Origin of the sequence: Vibrio sp. B1-2 (assembly GCF_963888445.1) — a bacterium.
Lineage (GTDB): Bacteria > Pseudomonadota > Gammaproteobacteria > Enterobacterales > Vibrionaceae > Vibrio > Vibrio anguillarum.
In genome coordinates this window covers 60114-80253 of sequence record NZ_CAWPJH010000002.1, presented here as the reverse complement: position 1 = coordinate 80253, position 20140 = coordinate 60114, and the positions used below count along the sequence as shown (strand labels likewise).

21 protein-coding genes are annotated in these 20140 nt (G+C 39.5%); 19 read left to right on the top strand and 2 right to left on the bottom strand.

Annotation, left to right across the window (positions count from 1 at the left end):
- Entirely contained in the window at positions 1 to 969 is a 969-nt protein-coding gene (locus tag AACQ75_RS01075) for an IS30 family transposase (protein WP_170889297.1), read from the bottom strand.
- Between the two features lie 30 nt (positions 970 to 999).
- Between AACQ75_RS01075 and AACQ75_RS01070 the strand changes: the two genes are divergently transcribed.
- The 16 genes from AACQ75_RS01070 to AACQ75_RS00990 all read left to right on the top strand — a co-directional run bounded on the left by AACQ75_RS01070 (position 1000) and on the right by AACQ75_RS00990 (position 18113).
- Positions 1000 to 1584 (top strand): hypothetical protein, encoded by a 585-nt coding sequence (locus AACQ75_RS01070; RefSeq protein ID WP_170889238.1) that lies wholly within the window; start codon positions 1000 to 1002, stop codon positions 1582 to 1584.
- Between the two features lie 242 nt (positions 1585 to 1826).
- Complete coding sequence (locus AACQ75_RS01065; protein ID WP_164996832.1) at positions 1827 to 2231, top strand: hypothetical protein; 405 nt, start codon at positions 1827 to 1829, stop codon at positions 2229 to 2231.
- 235 nt (positions 2232 to 2466) lie between these two features.
- Positions 2467 to 2715, top strand: a complete 249-nt coding sequence (locus AACQ75_RS01060; RefSeq protein ID WP_026028286.1) for a DUF3297 family protein — start codon at positions 2467 to 2469, stop codon at positions 2713 to 2715.
- A gap of 797 nt (positions 2716 to 3512) precedes the next feature.
- Entirely contained in the window at positions 3513 to 4022 is a 510-nt protein-coding gene (locus AACQ75_RS01055) for a hypothetical protein (protein WP_170889295.1), read from the top strand.
- Positions 4023 to 4261: 239 nt separating this feature from the next.
- The gene (locus AACQ75_RS01050) at positions 4262 to 5221 is read left to right on the top strand and encodes a DUF4917 family protein (RefSeq protein WP_170889294.1); all 960 of its coding nucleotides are present in this window, start codon (positions 4262 to 4264) and stop codon (positions 5219 to 5221) included.
- Between the two features lie 129 nt (positions 5222 to 5350).
- Entirely contained in the window at positions 5351 to 5941 is a 591-nt protein-coding gene (locus AACQ75_RS01045; protein ID WP_170889336.1) for a pentapeptide repeat-containing protein, read from the top strand.
- A gap of 141 nt (positions 5942 to 6082) precedes the next feature.
- Complete coding sequence (locus AACQ75_RS01040; protein ID WP_170889293.1) at positions 6083 to 6550, top strand: hypothetical protein; 468 nt, start codon at positions 6083 to 6085, stop codon at positions 6548 to 6550.
- A 213-nt stretch (positions 6551 to 6763) separates the two neighbouring features.
- The gene (locus tag AACQ75_RS01035) at positions 6764 to 7681 is read left to right on the top strand and encodes an alpha/beta hydrolase (RefSeq protein WP_170889292.1); all 918 of its coding nucleotides are present in this window, start codon (positions 6764 to 6766) and stop codon (positions 7679 to 7681) included.
- 671 nt (positions 7682 to 8352) lie between these two features.
- Positions 8353 to 9501: a hypothetical protein gene (locus tag AACQ75_RS01030; protein ID WP_170889291.1), complete on the top strand. Its 1149-nt coding sequence runs from the start codon at positions 8353 to 8355 to the stop codon at positions 9499 to 9501.
- A gap of 1219 nt (positions 9502 to 10720) precedes the next feature.
- Entirely contained in the window at positions 10721 to 11140 is a 420-nt protein-coding gene (locus tag AACQ75_RS01025) for a GNAT family N-acetyltransferase (RefSeq protein WP_170889290.1), read from the top strand.
- Positions 11141 to 11304: 164 nt separating this feature from the next.
- Complete coding sequence (locus tag AACQ75_RS01015) at positions 11305 to 11970, top strand: DUF2971 domain-containing protein (RefSeq protein WP_170889289.1); 666 nt, start codon at positions 11305 to 11307, stop codon at positions 11968 to 11970.
- A 673-nt stretch (positions 11971 to 12643) separates the two neighbouring features.
- The gene (locus AACQ75_RS01010) at positions 12644 to 12925 is read left to right on the top strand and encodes a hypothetical protein (RefSeq protein WP_170889288.1); all 282 of its coding nucleotides are present in this window, start codon (positions 12644 to 12646) and stop codon (positions 12923 to 12925) included.
- Positions 12926 to 13535: 610 nt separating this feature from the next.
- A complete protein-coding gene (locus tag AACQ75_RS01005) occupies positions 13536 to 13907 on the top strand; it encodes a nuclear transport factor 2 family protein (protein ID WP_170889287.1) in 372 nt (123 codons plus the stop codon).
- Between the two features lie 711 nt (positions 13908 to 14618).
- The gene (locus AACQ75_RS01000) at positions 14619 to 15110 is read left to right on the top strand and encodes a GNAT family N-acetyltransferase (RefSeq protein ID WP_170889335.1); all 492 of its coding nucleotides are present in this window, start codon (positions 14619 to 14621) and stop codon (positions 15108 to 15110) included.
- Between the two features lie 166 nt (positions 15111 to 15276).
- Complete coding sequence (locus AACQ75_RS00995) at positions 15277 to 16464, top strand: hypothetical protein (RefSeq protein ID WP_170889285.1); 1188 nt, start codon at positions 15277 to 15279, stop codon at positions 16462 to 16464.
- A 1313-nt stretch (positions 16465 to 17777) separates the two neighbouring features.
- Positions 17778 to 18113, top strand: a complete 336-nt coding sequence (locus AACQ75_RS00990; protein ID WP_094165683.1) for a superinfection immunity protein — start codon at positions 17778 to 17780, stop codon at positions 18111 to 18113.
- 240 nt (positions 18114 to 18353) lie between these two features.
- On the opposite strand, the gene AACQ75_RS00985 is transcribed toward AACQ75_RS00990, so the two are convergent.
- The gene (locus AACQ75_RS00985) at positions 18354 to 18686 is read right to left on the bottom strand and encodes a PBPRA1643 family SWIM/SEC-C metal-binding motif protein (RefSeq protein WP_170889284.1); all 333 of its coding nucleotides are present in this window, start codon (positions 18684 to 18686) and stop codon (positions 18354 to 18356) included.
- Between the two features lie 252 nt (positions 18687 to 18938).
- On the opposite strand from AACQ75_RS00985, the gene AACQ75_RS00980 reads away from it, so the two are divergent.
- The 3 genes from AACQ75_RS00980 to AACQ75_RS00970 all read left to right on the top strand — a co-directional run bounded on the left by AACQ75_RS00980 (position 18939) and on the right by AACQ75_RS00970 (position 20007).
- Positions 18939 to 19277 (top strand): hypothetical protein, encoded by a 339-nt coding sequence (locus AACQ75_RS00980; RefSeq protein WP_445285768.1) that lies wholly within the window; start codon positions 18939 to 18941, stop codon positions 19275 to 19277.
- 219 nt (positions 19278 to 19496) lie between these two features.
- Positions 19497 to 19751: a type II toxin-antitoxin system Phd/YefM family antitoxin gene (locus AACQ75_RS00975; RefSeq protein WP_009836585.1), complete on the top strand. Its 255-nt coding sequence runs from the start codon at positions 19497 to 19499 to the stop codon at positions 19749 to 19751.
- On the top strand, positions 19744 to 20007 hold the full coding sequence (locus tag AACQ75_RS00970) for a Txe/YoeB family addiction module toxin (RefSeq protein WP_009836584.1): 264 nt from the start codon (positions 19744 to 19746) through the stop codon (positions 20005 to 20007). Before AACQ75_RS00975 ends, AACQ75_RS00970 begins: the two co-directional genes overlap by 8 nt.
- Positions 20008 to 20140 lie beyond the last annotated feature (133 nt).

Here is a 20140-nt window from a genome sequence, read left to right as displayed (position 1 = left end):
CTACAGATGCGCATGAATATACTCCGTTGGTGTTCTATACCCAAGCCTTTTGCGTGGGCGTGTATTTAATTTGTGTGCAATTTCATTGCAGAGCTTCTGTGTCACGTGTGACATGGAGGTTCGTTTTGGTAAGTATTGTCGTATCAAACCATTGGTGTTTTCATTAGTGCCTCGCTCCCATGAATGGTATGGATTTGCAAAGTAAAACAGGCAGTTATGATGTTTTCCTAGTTGTGCATAACCATGAAATTCAGTGCCGTTATCCGAAGTTATCGTCTTAAAAGGTAAGTCAGAGCGGGTCATGATTTTGCTCATTCTTACGTTGAGTGATTCGCTTGTTCTATCGTCCATTTGCCCAATAAAAGTGTAGGCAGTCATTCTGTCGACTAAAGTGACGATACAGTGCTTGGTTCCGCGACCCACGACGGTATCAATTTCCCAGTGGCCAGGCTCTTTTCGATGCTCAGCGTCTGCAGGCCTTTCGGTAATATGACGCTTATTTGCCAGCCGTCCTCGACTGTCTTTTGAGTTGTACCTTTTACGCCTTTTCTTGGTGGATTGGCGTAGGTGTTTCCATAGCGTTCCACCGAGAGTTTTGTCGTTCCAAACGTGCTGATAAATGAGCTCGTGGCTCATTGTTGGATAGCCTCTCATTCTTAGGTATCCGACGATTTGGTCAGGGCTCCAATCCAGTCGTAGCAATGCTTCAGGTAGTCTGAAGTCAAGTTCGGTATAGCGTTTGTTTCGCCGTGAACGACTAAGCCGGTTGCGCGCCATTTGCTGTGCTCGCTCTGGTTGATAAGAGTACCTATCGAAGAACTTGTTGTAACGACAATTACGTTCAATTTCTCGATAGATAGTGGCTTTGTGACGCCCCAGTTGTTTAGCTATTTTTGCGGTGCTTATTCCTTGCTTTCTGAGCGCAGAAATCATATACCTTTCGTTCTCGGTGAGGTGTGTGTATTTCATGTTTTTTACTTCTTGGCGGGAGCAAACTTCATGATTATCGCACCTTACTGTTTTTATGTTCAGAGGTGTCGCACTTCGTACTTGAATCCAAGTTTTCTAGTAAAAAGTGACGAATGGATTTACGAAAAAGAGCATCGAATAATTTTACCTTTGGTTACAGCAGATAGGATAATTGTTCATGAAGCGCACTTACCTGACATTGAATTTTACGCAGAATCACCAGAAGTACTCGAAAAAAAGTTCATTGGCAATAGTATGTATCTCATTAACATTAAAGAGCCTCTACTTGATGAGATATCTAGACTAATTAGGTACGATGGTGACTATATTTATAGAGAAGATTTAGTTCTTGCCTTTGTCGATCGTACAATTAATGAATACCTTAGAAGAATTTCTAAGGATCCGCGTACTATTTTCCTCTATCGCATACCTGAAAAAGCAATAAAATCAGTATATTTTGGCTGTAAAGTCGACCCAGCAGATAAGGAATACATTGTGGACCGTATTTCTAACAATAAAGAGCTTCGCCATATTAAATTGTACCAGGCGGAAGTAAGTGATAAACGCTTCGAATTAAACTTCAAAACTAACAAACTGTTTAAGAGTGATTCGTAACGCGTGGCACCTTGGCTATGCGTTGAGTTTAGTGTTTAAGGTGGTATGCAGGAGCTTCGGCATTGCGTTACTCACACCTTAACAGGGCGTTAGTTTTTTCTTGGTGTGACTCAAATCTTCTTTCTTAAAGAAAATTATGAAAACTTTCTTATATTTGTTTATTTCCAATGATGAGATGTGCAATCTGATGTGCATTGGCAGCATTGCCAAATGAAATTAGATGGTTTTATGAAGGAAAAGTGATGAATATGATTTTTAATCTTGGCTTTCTTGCAATGATAGGTGCCGCATTACATCGGTATTTTATTAGTGTGCAATCTGGAACAGAGTTCCTTGATATTTTTTCTATACCACAAGGTGATTGGAAAATTTATGGGGTTGCATTTGTTTGGTTTGCATTTGCATTTTGGAATTCATTATTACGTTGGAAGTGCCCGAAATGTCGTTCGACACGATATTACTTACATAGCATGGAGGAATTGGATCGATGGGTTGGAACAAAGAATGTAACTGAAAAACTCAATAATGGGGCAAGTACCAATCGTGCTGTATCGACAACATTTGTCAAACTTAGGAAAAACTATTGTTGCAATGGTCAGGGGTGTGACCACAGTTGGAGTTCAATTGTAAAGGAAGAAAAAAACTAACAAACGCCTCAAGAGGGACTGTCAACGCGTGGCGTTTCCAGTCCCATTGAGCCGCGGTGGTTACGGTTGTTGCGTTTGAGTTTAGTGTTATGCGTTGCCAGCCCCTTAGGCGGGCGTTATATGTCATCTAGTTCTGCGCTCTATACCGCATATGAAATAGCATCTTTACTTTGTTGAGCGGTCGGCTTGTATTGTCTACAATAGCGCACTTTTTTACATATTTTAGGTTATGAATATGAACGACACTACAGCTAAACCCGCTTTGCCGGATCACCTTGCTGGTAATCCTCGCAGCCCACACTATGTAGCGGAATGCTTTGAACATCACATTGGCATTCGTCTAAATGGCAAAGAACGTACTGATGTTGAAGAATACTGCATTAGTGAAGGGTGGGTGAAAATTCCTTCACCGAAAGCTAAAGATCGTTTTGGCCAGCCGATGCTGATTAAGTTAAAAGGTGAAGTTGAAGCTTTTTATAAATAAGCTGCATTTTATACCGTCCGCATGCAATGTGTTGATAAATATGTAATTCAATGCATTGCATTCAAGATCTAGCTAGGTTTCTCATCCAAACATATAACAAACGGCTCAAGAGGGATTGCCAACGCTTGGCGACTTTAGTGCAAAATTGAAGTTCAGTGTTTACAGTGTGTTTTTTGAGTTCGGCGGTGCGTTGTCAACCCCTTAGCCGGGCGTTAGCTTATCGTATGCAAGCTATACAAAAAGCTACCATTGCAGTAGCTTTTATTGTTAATAAAACCTATTTTTTCGAGGATTTACTAGGTTTCAAGTCAGGAGTGTTTCCTGGTGTTTTTTTATTGTCACGTCGACGTTGATCTGGTTTCCCTGTTGAATCAGCAATTGGTTTTGGACCTGGTTTTAGAGCCATAACAATTTTCCTTAAATGTTTGAGAGCAAATCTCTCAACTGCCAAGTTATCTTCGAAAATACATATTATCAATAGGCATCATAAGCTTATTTTTAACTAGGTCACAACAGTTGGTTGAATTACGTAAAATGCGAACTTCTGTGTCGAGAACTTTAAAGAAAACAAGCGTTTCGTATTGATATAAATTTCAAATCTTGCTTTATATAATCTTGTAGGTGAAATGTTGGTTTAAGGCGAAAATTTACCTCAGTAAGCTAACAAACGCTTCAAGAGGGACAGCCAACGCGCGGCATTTTTACTATGCGTTGGTTTCGGTGATTACGGTGTTATGTGGTAAGTTGGTAGTAGCGTTGTCTGCCCCTTAAGCGGGCGTTATACAAATGGAGGCAATGTGATAGAAATTGATATATCAATTATTGAGTACGCTAAAGCGCGTTATGATGAAGAGCAGAAAAGATTTGAGATAATTGAACAGAAAGCTTCTAAGTTATTATCATTAATGTCTGCATTGCTTGCTACCTTTGTCCTTCTTAGTTCAGTCGTCTTCGACCAAGCAAAGAAGACTATCGTGCTAGAAGAGCCACTAGATTACTTATTAGTAATTAACGGATGTATAGTCTTTCTGTGTTTAATATCATCATGGGGTCATGCTCTGTCTTGTTTGAAAACAGGGGATTGTCCGAACGCAAGTAGTAGTAGAGATAATATCAACTATCTAATGAAGACTCGTGATTTTAAAGCTGTGACACAAATCGTGGAATGTTACACCGTTGGTACGCATGAGCTGATTGAGTTCAACAATAATAAATCTCGTAATTTGAGCTTGTCATATAATGAGTTAAAGTTGAGTATGGTTTTTATTTTTACACACACATTTTTAGCTTTAGGAGCCTCGCTGTGATTCGAAATTTTGGTGATGATGACGATAAAAAGGAACAGGAAGCGCCTTCGCCTACTGAAACCCGTCGTAAATTCCGTCCGTAGATTTGTATAACAATCTGTTTAAGAGTGATTCGCAACGCGTGGCATTTTTGCTATGCGTTGCGTTTTGTGTTTAAGGTGGGGTGCAGGAGCTTCGGTATTGCGTTGCTCACACCTTAACAGGGCGTTAACCCTATTTGAGGATATCGAGATAACAATATGGCTAGAAAATTAATAATATTTGGAAATGGACTGGGAATGGCTTTAGACCCTGCTCATTTTTCATTAACGGCAGCACTGGAAGAAATATGGAATAAAGAAAATTTCCTAACATTGGATCAGCAACAGTTAATTGAACGATGTCTGGGGCGTGCAGGAGCTCCGGAGGGCGAGCATGAACTGGACACTTTGCACCAAGCTGTTACGTACTGCAAAGCTCTAAATCGAATTGGGGAAGGAGATGTTCACTGGCTTACTGAAGATGGTCAGGGTTTTCCTGAAATTACAGCCAAATACATTCATAAAGTAGCAACTAAACTCCATAATTATGATGGAGACTTACCTAAACAATTCGAAGATAACCTTGTTGATTTTATCAAAGAGACTCGTTCACATGTTGCAACGCTTAACTATGATAAATTGCTATATAACTCTTTTATAGATAATGACATTTTCAATGGCTATAACGGTTATTTAGTTGATGGAATGTTAGACCGTGGTTTTTCATCAGATGCACTTGAGCGTAAGTTCGGTAGAAGATACGGGTACTATTTACATCTCCATGGCTCGCCTCTTTTCGTTAATCGTAATCAAGAAACATCGAAGCTATCTCGACATCAATTAACTGTCGAAAGAGATGAGGCCAGCGAGCATGTAGTCTTGACCCACGTAAAGCATAAGCTATCTGTTATTGCAGCTTCTCATGTTTTGTCAACATACTGGGATTACTTACAGTTTGCTCTTTCTGAGGCAGAGGAAATAATCTTGTTCGGTTACTCAGGTCTAGATAAGCATTTAAACTTGCTTCTTCGACCGTATTTAACTGCAAAACCGATACGAGTTGTTGAGTGGGATGGTGCTGGTCAACAAGATGAACGAGATACATATTGGAGAACGACACTAGGTCACACAGCTGAAGTAGTCAGGTTAGAAAATATTACTGATTTTACACAGTGGTGAAAAATAGGGTTAACAAAGCATTTAAGAGTGATTCGCAACGCTTGGCATTTTCGCTTCGCTCAAGTATAGCCAAGCGCTGCTCACACCTTAATGCGGCGTTAGGCTATTCAGAGGATACGATGATAGATTATAAAAAATAATGAGCAATATTTCGACGTTTCTTTTGAGAAGCTTTCCTCACCTGATGAGAAATATAGCGACGTCGAGTTTGAAGATTGCCAATTCTCCGACTGCGATTTTTCAGCGGTTAAATTCCAGAAATGTAAGTTTACAAACTGCACATTTGAACGCTGCAATTTGAGTTTGGTGGATTTTACAAACTCAAAGCTCTTTGAGCTTAAATTTCAAGACAGTAAGTTAGTCGGCGTTGATTGGACGAAAGCGACATGGCCAGTTTATCACTCAGACTTTGAGCTAAGTTTTAAGCGTTGTATTTTAAATGACTCGTCTTTCTTTGGCCTGACCTTAAATGAATTGGTTTTGGATGAATGTAAGTTGCATGATGTTGATTTCCGTGAAGGTAACTTTGCAGGTTCAATAATGATTTATAGTGATCTTAGCCACAGTTTATTTATGAGAACAAATTTGCAAGGGGTTGATTTCAGTGAATCAATAGCATACTCCATTGACGTACTAGAAAATAACGTTAAAAAGGCTAAGTTTTCACGATATGAAGCGTTGAGCTTATTAGAAAGCTTAGGTATTGAATTGGTGGATTAATAGCCTAACAAACGGCTCAAGAGGGATTGTCAACGCTTGGCGACTTTAGTGCAAAATTGAAGTTCAGGGTTTACGGTGTGTTTTTCAAGTTCGGTGGTGCGTTGTCAACCCCTTAGCCGGGCGTTAGGCATAAGGAACATCATGTATTTCGAAATTCTTAAAATTGCTGCTCAGATACTTATATCTATTGGAGCTGCTTTTTTAGCAGCAAGGTTGGCTACGTCCCGTTACCGTAGTGAAAAAGTTTGGGATCAGAAGATGCTTGCGTATTCTGAGTTAATCGAATCATTACACCGAATGAAATGGCCAATCTCAGAGCACCTTACCGCTTCATTAGAAGGTAGGGAATTATCTGATGAAGCTAGCGATGAGCAATGGGCTGATTATCGGGCAGCGAGAAAAGATGTATCTAAAGTTGCAGAAAAGTCATCATTTATTGTGTCACATGAAGTTGTTGATGTTATAGCAGATTTGGAAAGTGGTAGAAGTAAAGCAAGGACCTCTCAGCACTGGATTGAGCACTTGGAAATTGAGTGGAATGCTGTAGATGAATGTATTGATAAAGTAAAAAAGATTGGTAATCAAGATCTGAAAGTAAAAAATGCCTAACAAACGGCTCAAGAGGGATTGCCAACGCTTGGCGACTTTAGTACAAAATTGAAGTTTAGTGTTTGCAGTATGTTTTTTGAGTTCGGCGGTGCGTTGTCAACCCCTTAGCCGGGCGTTATGTTTAATCAGCATCACAAATCGACACTGTTTTTATATACAGCAATATGTGTTCGGCTATTATATTGAGCTTTGAACACATTCGAAGAATTAAATATGAGCAACTATCTAGAGCGCGGCATTAAAGAACTCGTTGAAGAGTTCATTTCTTGTGGGAAACCTTGCCCATCAAAACAAACTATTTCTGAGCGTCGTGCCGGTTATCTATCAAGTACAGTTTTAGCTGGCTCTAGCCCTGAAATGGCCGATGAGTTTGTTGATGAGCTGGATGGTATTCAAATCAAAGTTTATAAGCCAAGCGATAAAGCTAATTTGCCAATCACGATTTACTTTCATGGTGGTTGTTTCATTAGTGGTGGTTTTGAAACACATGAAGCACAACTGAGGCAGTTAGCTCATCTATCAGAGACTATAGTGGTTTGCATTAAGTACCGATTAGCACCAGAACATACATATCCATCAGCTCATGATGATGTATTTCAGGCCGCGTTGGGTATCAAAGAGCATGGTCATAAATATGGCGGTGATACTGGACATGTGTTTTTTGTCGGTGATAGTGCTGGCGCACAATTAGCTCTTGCTACAGCACTTCGCTTGAAAAATAAAAAGCTGTGGCTACCTGAAAAACAAGTCCTAATATATCCAATGGTCGATCCCTTGGGGGCGTCTGATAGTTATCAGAAAAACGGTACAGATTTTATTATTACCGCTCAAATGTTGCTGTCAGGTTTTCAGCTTTATGCGGGTGAATCAGAGCGGTTAGTCAGTGAAACAGAACTCAATCTATTGGCAAGAAAAGATTTTCAAGGTTTACCGCCAACGATGATTATCACAGCCGAGTATGACCCACTGCGAGATGAAGGAGAGCAGTTGTACAGGTTGCTTCTTTCCCAAGGAGTTGACGCTTATTGTGAACGTTACCTAGGTGTAATACATGGTTTCTATCAACTTTCGGGTGTAAGTGAGTCTGCAAGGCGTTGTATTAGGAATATTGCAGAAACGATCAAAAATTAAACATAACAAACGCTTCAAGAGGGACCGCCAACGCGTGGCATTTTTACTATGCGTTGGTTTTTGTGGTTACGGTGTTATGCGGAAAGTTAGTAGTGGCGTTGGCTGCCCCTTAAGCGGGCGTTATGCAACTCAGGTAAATTTAGGGGCTCAATCGTTTGGGATTTCTCCGGCCATTCGTTTTGTGTTGTCGGCAAATGAGGATTTTCACTCTCAAATTCGTGGCTAACTCAAACCGTAAAACAGGCAAGATTCTTTGTTTGCCTCAATCGGTTTTAGTGCTGGCGTGTTGTGAATTTAGCGGGTGCAAAGTGTAGAAAGGGCAAGTTTATCGAGCATTTTGTACTTGCTGAAGTTTTAGCTCGTTGAGTTTTCCTGATTCAAAAGCTTGGTTTGTTGCTGAAAGGTGGACTTTGTTTTGGCGGCTCATCTATCACGGCTCTTGCTTGGGTTGATTCTTGAATCACTCAACCATTGCAATTGTGGCTTTTGGTCGTGTAAAGTCGGTTTATCTCATTGAATTTGCATAACAAACGGCTCAAGAGGGATTGCCAACGCTTGGCGGTTTTAGTGCAAAATTGAAATTCAGAGTTTACAGTGTGTTTTTTAAGTTCGGTGGTGCGTTGTCAACCCCTTAGCCGGGCGTTATAACGCAGTCAGTCTCAGGAGTAAAAATGTTTGTAAGAGAAAGAAATATGCAGGATTGGTTATCTGAGCATATTAACAGAAATTATGGCTTCAGAGACTTGGTGGAAGAGTTAGAGTATACACCTAAAACATTAGAAGACCGAGTTATATGGGATTCTTATAATTATTGTTTGGAATTTTTATATCAAGTTGAATCCATTAGCGAAGATGAAAATATATCCAAATATATGTCAGAGATACTTAAACCTGATTTCTTCCTATTTTGTCCGGGATATGAATCATTTGTTATTGTAGAGCTTAAAAATGATAGAAATGCAACGAGACAAACAGGAACTGAGCTTAGTGCTTACGTTAATGCAATTAAAAACCATTTTCCATTAATCTCTGACAGTGATGTTTGCTCGGTAATTATATCATCCCATTGGCCAACATTATTAAAAAACAATGTATTTAACGAAATGTTTTGGCATAGAAGGAAGATTCTATGTCTAGAGCCCGTACAGTATAGCAATGGTGATATCAAACTAGCTAGAGTTCCACCACGTTTGTTATACGATCAAGCAATAACAAATACTTTCAAAGATTCAGATTTTTCTGGGATGCACTTTCCGATAGAAAGCCGGGTGCGTAATGTTAAAGAAATTGCATTAGATAATCATCTGGGACAGATTAAATCTGCATTTAGACGAATGTGTCGAAAAGCAGAAAAAAATGGTTCACATGGCTTCGCTTTTCTTTGGCGATTTCATGAAGACTTAAAACGTTCCGCTGATTATTGCATTACTTTTGTGGATATCAACCCGTTTAAAATTAATATATCATCTAGTGTAAGTAATTCAGTTCGATATGAAATGATTTACAAGCTTAATCATTTCCTTCGGCAGGCTGAAGTAAATGGAGTGACTAGAAATACCATTGCTTCTATGTGGTCTGGTCAAGATATGTTGCGAGGTGTCGCCTCTGCTGGACCAGAGAACTCTGGTTCTTGGCAAAGACTCCAAGAGGAAATGGCTTGGGAGGGAAATGTTATATCGTTTATTCCTTGGGGGATTATAGCTGACCTATATGAGGAGTTCCTTCCAGGTGCATATGCTTCTGGGGAGGACTTCTCTTATGATAATCCGACAACTGGTTTTGATTTCTTAGAGCTAGTAATTCCTAATAATGCGTTATAACAAGCAATTCAAGCAGATTCACAACGCTCGGCATTTTTAGTCTGAATCAGCTTTAGTGATTACGTAACAATGGTTTAGGTTAGGTGGTAGCGTTGTTCACTACTTAATTGGGCGTTAGCTGAGGTTAAGAAAAGCCATAAAATTAAGCGCTTATTTTTATTAGTCTGAGGCTCTAGCTTTACACCTGAAAGTCAGCACTTTTCCATGTATCTCGCCAGTGGCACTGTTCGTGAAGTGTTTGAACTAACCGAAGTCTTCTTACGGGAAGTGGTGTGTTTGTTTATTTCTTTGGTGTGGCTTCTTTGGTTTTGAAGCTCTTTCGCGCTTAAGTTGATTTCGCGCACTTGGTTGTTGGCTTCTTCGAAAGAATTCTTTGTAAATTTAAGTCTTAGAAGCTCGCCAGTTTCCCTGTTATTTCTTCTTTGCCAAGTGCTTTTCGTGGTTTAGGTTTTGGTTTCGAAGTTGTCCGTTTTACTTTGTCGCTTGAAAGCAATAATGTGTTTTAAATTAGGCCGTTGGGTAGCAAATCTCCGGCTAAAGTGCAGCAGCTAACAAACGGCTCAAGAGGGATTGCCAACGCTTGGCGATTTTAGTGCAAAATTGAAGTTCAGTATTTACGGTGTGTTTTTTGAGTTCGGCGGTGCGTTGTCAACCCCTTAGCCGGGCGTTATGCAACTCAGGTAAATTTAGGGGTTCAATCTTTTGGGATTTCTCCGGCTATTCGTTTTGTGTTGTCGGCAAATGAGCTTTTATCCTCAGATTCTTGGTTAACTCAAACCGTAAAACAGGCAAGTTTCTTGGTTTGCCTCAATCATTTTTAGCGTTGGCGCGTTGTGAATTTAGTGGGTGTAAAGTGCGGAAAGGGCAAGTTAATCGATTATTTCGTACTTGTTGAAGATTTCGCTCGTTGAGTTTGTTTCATTCAAAAGCTTGGTTTGTTGTTGAAAGGTGGACTTTGTTTTGGCGGCTCATTTATCACAGTTCTTGCTTGGGTTGATTCTTGAATCACTCAACCATTGCAATTGTGGCTTTTGGTCGTGTAATGTCAGTTTATCCCATTGAATTTGCATAACAAACGGCTCAAGAGGGATTGCCAACGCGTGGTGACTTTAGTGCAAAATTGAAGTTCAGTGTTTACGGTGTGTTTTTTGAGTCCGGCGGTGCGTTGTCAACCCCTTAGCCGGGCGTTATAAGCAAATTCAGCTCCAGAGGATGAAAAATGGAAATCGAGTACAAAGTAAACCATCCAATCTCAGTTGAACAATTCGTGAGTTTACTGAAGAAAACATCATTGGGTGAGCGGCGTCCTTTGGATAATGAGTCAACTATTCAGGGTATGCTCGATAACTCTAATTTAATTGTGACCGCATGGCTGAACGATCAACTTGTCGGTGTTGCTCGTTCAGTGACAGATTTCCATTATTGCTGCTATCTGTCTGATTTAGCTGTTGATGAAAGTGTTCAATCCAATGGTATAGGTAAATATCTGATCTTAGTGACCAAAGAAGAGCTGAGCCCAAGCTGTAAATTGGTTTTACTGTCAGCACCGAAAGCACAAGGTTATTATCCGAAAATTGGTTTTGAAGCTCTTAATAGTGCATGGGTTCTATATCGCGCAGAACAGTTGAAAATCAATTAAATCAATGTGTTATTTGCTTATAACAAAGCGTTCAAGAGGGACAGCCAACGCGTGGCATTTTTATTATGCGTTGGTTTTTGTGGTTACGGTGTTATGCGGAAGCTTGGCAGTTGCGTTGGCTGCCCCTTAACGCGGCGTTAGGTATATTTAAAGGTGACTAGTTAATGACTGATAGTGTGTACAAATATTTGCCACCTGAAAGGCTCGATGTATTAGAAAGCAATAGAATACGCTTTACTTCAGTAATTTCTCTTAATGACCCATATGAGTATTTAATGAAGTTAGGAGATAGTGAGTTATTCGTCGATCATAGCCTTGGTGATAATGGATTTAAGTTTCTATCCTTATCCAGAAATAATTCAAATCTGTTAATGTGGTCTCATTATTCCGAGTCGCATAAGGGGTTTGTTTTAGAGTTTAGCCGCAACCACCCATACTTTTGTCCAGCAGAGCCTATTAGATATAGAAAAAGGCGAGCAAATCTTAATGGTGCAAAGTTAGACAGCTTGAGCAATGCGAATATATTGAAAAGTGTCGTGTTAGAAAAAGCGCTTGATTGGGCATATGAAGAAGAGGAGCGTCTTTTTTTACAGGACATCCCTCAGGATAATGAAATTATAGGTTACGATGAGTGGAGTCAGCCCATTATATTAAACAAGTTTCCAAAAGATAGTTTGAAAGGTGTTTATCTCGGCGTAAGGGCAACGGACAAGCTTAAGGAAAATGTGATCAAAATTCTAAAAAGCTACGATGTTAAAATTCCTTTATATCAAATGAAAACTGCTAAAGATTACTTTGCCGTGGAAGAGTGTGAGATATCATATACCTAACAATAAATTTAAGAGTGATTCACAACGCTCGGCGCTTTCACTTCAAGCAAGTTTAGTGTGTATGGCACAATGCGTTAGGTAAGGTGTTAGCGTTGTTCACACCTTAATTTGGCGTTATGCAACTCAGGTAAATTTAGGGGCTCAATCTTTTGGGATTTCACCGGCCATTCGTTTGGTATTGTCGGCAAATGAGCTTTTTTACCCTCAAATTCGTGGTTAACTTAAACCGTAAAACAGGCAAGGTTCTTTGTTTGCCTCAATCAGTTTTAGCGCTGGTTTGTTGTCAATTCAGCGTGCGCAAAGTGTGGAAAGGGCAAGTTTATCGAGCATTTTGTACTTGCTGAAGTTTTCGCTCGTTGAGTTTTCCTGATTCAAAAGCTTGGTTTGTTGTTGAAAGGTGGACTTTGTTTTGGCGGCTCATTTATCACAGTTCTTGCTTGGGTTGATTCTTGAATCACTCAACCATTGCAATTGTGGCTTTTGGTCGTGTAAATTTTGTTTATCTCATTGAATTTGCATAACAAACGGCTCAAGAGGGATTGCCAACGCTTGGCGGTTTTAGTGCAAAATTGCAGTTCAGAGTTTACAGTGTGTTTTTTGAGTTCGGCGGTGCGTTGTCAACCCCTTAGCCGGGCGTTAGCTATTGTTTTATTCAGCAGCAAGGAAATTAAAGATGTCAAAGTATCAATTTTTCTGTAAACCAAATTCAAATCGTAATGAATTTACTTATCTGGATATGAGTTCAGAAACTTATCTTTTTGAAAAGGAAGAACTCTTGAGAACGGGGTTAGAAGTGGAAGGTGATACGATTTATGCTTCTTCTCCAGAAGAGGCTGTTGATAAATTCAAATCAAATTTTTGTGAGCCTTTGAAGGATTATGCAAATTCAAATGTTGCAGGTGGATTGGCGACATTCATTTTTGAATCATTCAAATCAGTCACTGGGAAAAAATAGCTAACAAACGGCTCAAGAGGGATTGCCAACGCTTGGCGGTTTTAGTACAAAATTGAAGTTCAGTGTTTACGGTGTGTTTTTTGAGTTCGGCGGTGCGTTGTCAACCCCTTAGCCGGGCGTTAGGCAAAATGAGTTTTTATCAGCTAAATCGAGTTGGAATTGAACGGTAAATTCAAGGTTTTCTGGCTTAAGTTAGGCAATAAATAGTCATCACATATTTGTTGTTTCTTGATCGCGTTGGGTTGCTTGTCGTTGTGAATTTAGCGGCAAAATAACCTTCAACATCCAAACGTCCGCCGAGAATGCTACACTCGTCACTTTTCTTCCAAACCGCTCAATTTGAGTTTTTTGTTTCTTTGCTGATTTAGCGTTTTGGTTTATAAATGAATCGCTTAGTTGGTTTTCAGTTATCAAACAAGCCTTGTTCTTGGGTTTTGAAAGTATCGTTGTCAATCGGTTGGCCTAACAAACGGCTCAAGAGGGATTGCCAACGCGTGGCGGCTTTAGTGCAAAATTGAAGTTCAGCGTTTACAGTGTGTTTTTTGAGTTCGGTGGTGCGTTGTCAACCCCTTAGCCGGGCGTTATATGCTTTATCAATTCAGGAGAAGAAATGGATATTTTAGTAGAACAAGAAATCGAACTTCACCAGTATGAGATACGAAAAAATAGAGCAGATATTGAACGCCTAATTCACCCGAGTTTTACTGAGGTTGGTAAATCAGGTAACAGTTTTAACTTTGACTCGATAATCGAAATGATGAGTTCAGAAAAGCCTTCGGATTTGCATATTCATTCGCAAAAATACGAATGCATTCAACTTGAACCGTCAGTTCAGCTTCTTAAATATGAATCAGCTTTAGTCAAAGAATCTGGTGAAGTAAGCGATTATGCTAAACGTTGTTCTATTTGGGCATTTACTGGTAGCTGTTGGCAGTTGAAGTATCATCAAGGAACGCCATGTGCGGCTTTTGAATTGATATAAAACTAGGCTTGGTGGTCAGGCATATAACAAACGCTTCAAGATGGACAGCCAACGCGTGGCATTTTTACTATGCGTTGGTTTTTGTGGTTACGGTGTTATGCGGTAAGTTGGTAGTAGCGTTGGCTGCCCCTTAAGCGGGCGTTATGCAACTCAGGTAAATTTAGGGCTCAATCTTTTTAGATTTCTCCGGCCATTCGTTTGTATTGTCGGCAAATGAGCATTTTTATCCTAAAATTCTTGGTTCACTCAAGCCGTAAAACAGGCAAAGTTCTTTGTTTGCCTCAATAAATTTTTGTGCTGGTTTGTTGGCAATTCAGCGTGCGCAAAGTGTGGAAAGGGCAAGTTTATCGAGCATTTTGTAATTGCTGAAAGTCTTGCTTGTTGAGTTTGTCTCATTCAAAAGCTTGGTTTGTTGTTGAAGGTGGACTTTGTTTTGGCGGCTTATTTATCATGGCTCTGGCTTGGGTTGGTTCTTGAATCACTCAACCATTGTAATTGTGGCTTTGGGTCGTGTAAATTCAGTTTATCTCATTGAATTTGCATAACAAACGGCTCAAGAGGGATTGCCAACGCGTGGCGGTTTTAGTGCAAAATTGAAGTTCAGTGTTTACAGTGTGTTTTTTGAGTTCGGCGGTGCGTTGTCAACCCCTTAGCCGGGCGTTATGTAACAAGGAAGGTTCAGTGGAAAAAATATGTTCAGATCGTTTAGTGATGTCTCCGATATCAGAAGATGATTGGTCTCTATTTCACACACTTCATACCGATCCAGAGGTGATTTCATTTTGCTTTGATGAACCGACTTTGCTGGAAATTCAATCTAAATTTCGTTCTAGGCTTGAACCATGGACACCAAATTCCAGCCATTGGTACTGTTTGGTTGTTTCGGAATTAGAAACTGGTATCAAAGTAGGCATAACGGGTTATTGTATCCAGAATGGAACTGCTGAAGTTGGCTTTATGTTTTTACCTAGTTTCCACGGTCGAGGTTATGGAACTGAATCATTACGAGCTTTAGTCGAATATTCCCGAAAACAGTTTTGCCTAAACAGTTTTTCCGCTGTAGTTACTGAAGGTAATCTGGGTTCGGAAAAAGTGTTAATCAAAAGTGGATTCACATTACATAGTGTTATTCCTAATGCATATGGAATTGGTGGTCAAATGTATGCTGATCACATATACATGATGGAAAATATTGTTACATAACAAACGGCTCAAGAGGGATTGCCAACGCGTGGTGGCTTTGGTGAAAAATTGAAATTCAGTGTTTACAGTGGTTTTTTGAGTCTGGCGGTGCGTTGTCAACCCCTTAGCCGGGCGTTATGTTGCATAAGCAACTCTCACTTTTAATTTAATTATTATGGTTGTATTTATGATTCCACATCAAAAGTTTGTATTTAGGGGAAAGTGCCCTAGCTGTAAAAATGTAATCGAATATAACAGTGTGCAGTTCTCTCTTGATAATGATCGAGGAGAAATGATAGCAGAGTGTTCAAAATGCGAAAAAAAGTTGAAAGTACCTACTATAAACCCTATGGAGTCATATATAACTCTTGGTGCAAGCAAAGAGGATTATGTTGACTACGAGATTTCTAAACCTACTAGTCATGCTCACTTAGTAGAAATAATCCAATTCGAAAGTAATCTAAATGTTCCGAAGCCAGAATATAATTTAACAACAACTCCCATTTATTCGTGTAGTAGCTGTGGAGATAGGTTGGATGAACTAGCTTTCATAAAGTTAAAAGGGTCCTTTTTAGCCGTTATAAAAGAAGAGAATAATTATACGAGTTTAGTAATTAAGGGTTATGCTAACTTCGCTGATAAATTCATAATTTCAAACACTATAACGTGTTCTTGTCAAAAAGAATATGATACTTATTTCTTTAAGAAATACGATCATAGTGGTTATGAATTAGCGGACTTTAAGTTAGGTGCAATAACTGGTGGCGACGCCCTTGATAATGATATTGATGGTACAAAGTCTAAAACTGAGTGTATGGAAATATTAAAGAAATGCCTTATCCGTTGGGATTTTTTATTTGATTCAGTTTATGTAATTACGCCATTCTTTGGTTATCAACATCTACCAGAAGAAAAATTATTGGACACATGGTTTAGTATAATAAATCAGCTTAACCCAGATAGATCAAAGATAATAACCCGCACAGCCACACTTAACATTTTTAAGAAAGCATTTAGCAATCAAATTCATGATTACAGTTTTTTAAATGAATATGCTCTCGGGGTTCCTAGTGTTGATAATGCTTCAAAATTACAGGCATCTCATGCAAAAATATACTGCGGAGTTTCTAGTGATTACTGTGAGGTTGTCCAAGGTTCTGCAAATATCGCTTACGGACCAAGTAGTGAACAGATATCGTTTCATCAGTTTGATAGTTACAACAAACTTTATAGTAAATACCTTCAACACTTAAATGTTAAAGATATTCCAAAGTCTTTAGATATCAACTCAAATGTAAGTGTTCTATTTACAGAGAAAAATGGCTTTAAAGCAGAGACTTTAAAGAACAATGAATTGATAACGATGGTTAAGTAAAATTCTCTGTGTACCGTATCAACAACATAACAAACGCTTTAAGACGGATTCGCAACGCTTGGCGGTTTTGGTTTGATTTGGCTTTTGTGTTTACGGTGCAATAATTTAGTGTCGTGGTAGCGTTGCTCACCACTTAAGCGGGCGTTATGCAACTCAGGTAAATTTAGGGGCTCAATCTTTTTAGGTTTCTCCGGCCATTCGTTTTGAGTTGTCGGCAAATGAGCATTTTTACCCTAAAATTCGTGGTTCACTCAAGCCGTAAAACAGACAAGGTTCTTTGTTTGCCTCAATCAGTTTTAACGTTGGCGCGTTGCGAATTTTGTGAGCGCAAAGTGTGGAAAGGGCAAGTTTATCGAGCATTTTGTACTTGCTGAAGTTTTCGCTCGTTGAGTTTTTCTGATTCAAAAGCTTGGTTGGTTGCTGAAAGGTGGGCTTTGTTTTGGCGGCTTATTTATCACCGCTCTGGCTTGGGTTGGTTCTTGAATCACTCAACCATTGCAATTGTGGTTTTTGGTCGTGTAAATTCGGTTTATCTCATTGAATTTGCATAACAAACGGCTCAAGAGGGATTGCCAACGCTTGGCGGTTTTAGTGCAAAATTGCAGTTCAGTGTTTACGGTGTGTTTTTTGAGTTCGGCAATGCGTTGTCAACCCCTTAGCCGGGCGTTATGCAACTCAGGTAAATTTAGGGGTTCAATCTTTTGGGATTTCTCTGGCCATTCGTTTTGTGTTGTCGGCAAATGAGCTTTTTTATCCTCAAATTCGTGGTTAACTCAAACCGTAAAACAGGTAAGTTTCTTTGTTTGCCTCAATGAGTTTTGGTGCTGGTTTGTTGTGAATTTAGCGGGCGCAAAGTGTGGAAAGGGCAAGTTAATCGATCATTTTGTACTTGCTGAATGAATGGCTTGTTGAGCTTTTCTGACTCAAAAGCTTGGGTTGTTGCTGAAAGTTGTACTTTGTTTTGGCGGCTTATTTATCACGGCTCAGGCTTGGGTTGATTCTTGGCTCACTTAACCAACATTTTGATTGTTTTCTTAATCAAATTTAGTGTAACTTTATGTTTATCTTATTGAATTTGCATAACAAAGCATTTAAGACGGATTCGCAACGCTTGGTGTTTTTAGTGTAAATTCAGTTTTTGTGTTTTAAGTGGTTTGCCGAGGCATTAGTGTTAGCGTCGCTCACCACTTAATGCGGCGTTATGTGGTGGCGTACACCAGTGGTATTTGGACGTACCAAAATTAAGGGTATATTGATCGGATTAACCATAGTGTTATTTTGTTAGTTTCATTATTAACTACGAGGTCTTCATTATGTCAGATGACTGGATTTGGCAGTTGTTGCATGTGTTAAAGCTTTTGTTAGGTACTGGGCCGTTGTTGCTTATACTCATGATATTGATCCCATTTGCATTTCTTCCATCAATTATCGCGTTAAAGAAAAATCATCCTTATAAGATTCCTATCGCCTTGGTAAATGTTTTAGGTGTTTTATTGTGGTGGGCAGGATGGTTAATTGCTTTGATTTGGTGTTTTATTATCCCAGAAAATAAAGCTGCGAGTATAGCCAACGTTGTAGATGAGCTTGATAAGCTCCACTCTTCGAAAGAGAGATGTATTATTTCTGAGAATGAATTCAAGGTCAAATAGAAGGAACTAATGCCGCTGTAAAGAACCACATAACAAAAAATTTAAGAGTGATTCACAACGCTCGGCGCTCTCATTTCAAGTCAGTTTAGTGATTATGGCACAATGGTTTAGCTAAGGTGTTAGCGTTGTTCACACCTTAATTTGGCGTTATACCGTTTTAACTTACGCGCAGAACATCGTATAGGTTCTAGTTTATAAAAAAACCGTCAGAAGACGGCTTTGGACGTAATTATCGAGGGTTTAAGCACAGCACTTTTTGTACTTTTTTCCGCTTCCGCAAATACACGGTTCATTACGGTTTGGTGTTTTGTCATAGGTAATAGTTTTAGGTTTGTTTAATAGCGTATCAAGCTCAACAGTGTTCTCTGGTTGCTTTGAGTCAATGACAATATCAGCCACTATTGAGTGCTCAGAAAGTAATATTTCTATCTCTGCTTTACGAGCCTCGGTTGGGACGACAACATTGATTGGAGCCTCGTTAGTGCCTGCTTTTACATCACGGTTTACGTTGTAGCCTGAAATGACGTGATTTTGTCTAGCATCGATTCGACCTTTGAAAAATAGTTTGGACATTTGCAACTCACTGATGGATTGTTGTGGTGTAATTTGGCCGCGATTATACGGCACTATGGTAATTGATAAAGAAGTTCCTACAATGTGCATCGGGTCACGGTATAACAAACGGCTCAAGAGGGATAGCCAACGCGTGGCGGCTTTAGTGCAAAGTTGAAGTTCAGTGTTTACAGTGTGTTTTTTAAGTTCGGTGGTGCGTTGTCAACCCCTTAGCCGGGCGTTATGCTCTAGGAGTAAAAATTGACCGAATTGATGAGAAAAGTCTTTTTAATCAATATAGTGGCCTTTTTGATTGTTTTCGCTTTATCTAATTATGTTCCTCTTTTTGCTACAACGCGGCCATCTGATTTTTTGTTTTTTGTCGTGATTGTTATTTGGCTTTTAGCAAAGTTAATGTGGGAAGGTGGTATACACAGCAAAACGACACGATTAGATGATCCGGTTACCGATAAAGTATACAAAATGGTAAAGGGACATGATTTTGAAGAAGAGCAAGTTGAGCATTATCGAGCTAACTACCAAACAGGCTTGGTTCTCTTTATTGCAGGTTTACCCGCATTAATTGGTTGTCTAGTTTTGCAGTTTACTTGAGCACAAGCATAACAAACGGCTCAAGAGGGATTGCCAACGCTTGGCGACTTTAGTGAAAAATTGAAGTTCAGGGTTTACGGTGTGTTTTTTGAGTTCGGCGATGCGCTGTCAACCCCTTAGCCGGGCGTTAGCTGCTTACAAGTTCGCATGTTCCATTAGCTGTACAAGTTGGTTTTTTAGTCATATACTTGTCTCATTAAATGTACATGTGGAGGTTTTATGAGAATTGTATCTTTTACAGAAGCTAGAAATAGCTTGAAGAGCGTTTTGGATGCTGTTGTTAATGACGCAGATACAACCGTGATCACACGTCGTGATTCTGAAGATGCCGTTGTTATGTCACTGGATTATTACAATAGCTTAATGGAAACGGTTCATTTACTTCGTTCTCCGGCAAATGCTGAGCACTTACATCGTTCAATTGCTCAATTTAAAGCGGGTAAGGTGAGCCAAAGAGATTTAATCGATGAGTAGTCGTTTATTATCTTGGACTGATGAATCTTGGAATGATTATGTTTATTGGCAGACGCAAGACAAGAAAACACTTAAACGTATAAATAAACTCATCACGGATGCTAAGCGTTCTCCTTTCGAGGGCATAGGTAAACCTGAGCCACTAAAAGAAAACTTATCTGGTTTTTGGTCGCGACGAATAGACGATGCGAATAGGTTAGTTTATGCGGTTGATGATAGTGCTATCACGATTATTTCTTGCCGTTATCACTATTAATTTAGGCTTTATCGTCAGGCAGCTAACAAACGGCTCAAGAGGGATTGCCAACGCGTGGCGACTTTAGTTTAAAATTGAAGTTCAGTGTTTACTGTGTGTTTTTTGAGTTCGGCTATGCGTTGTCAACCCCTTA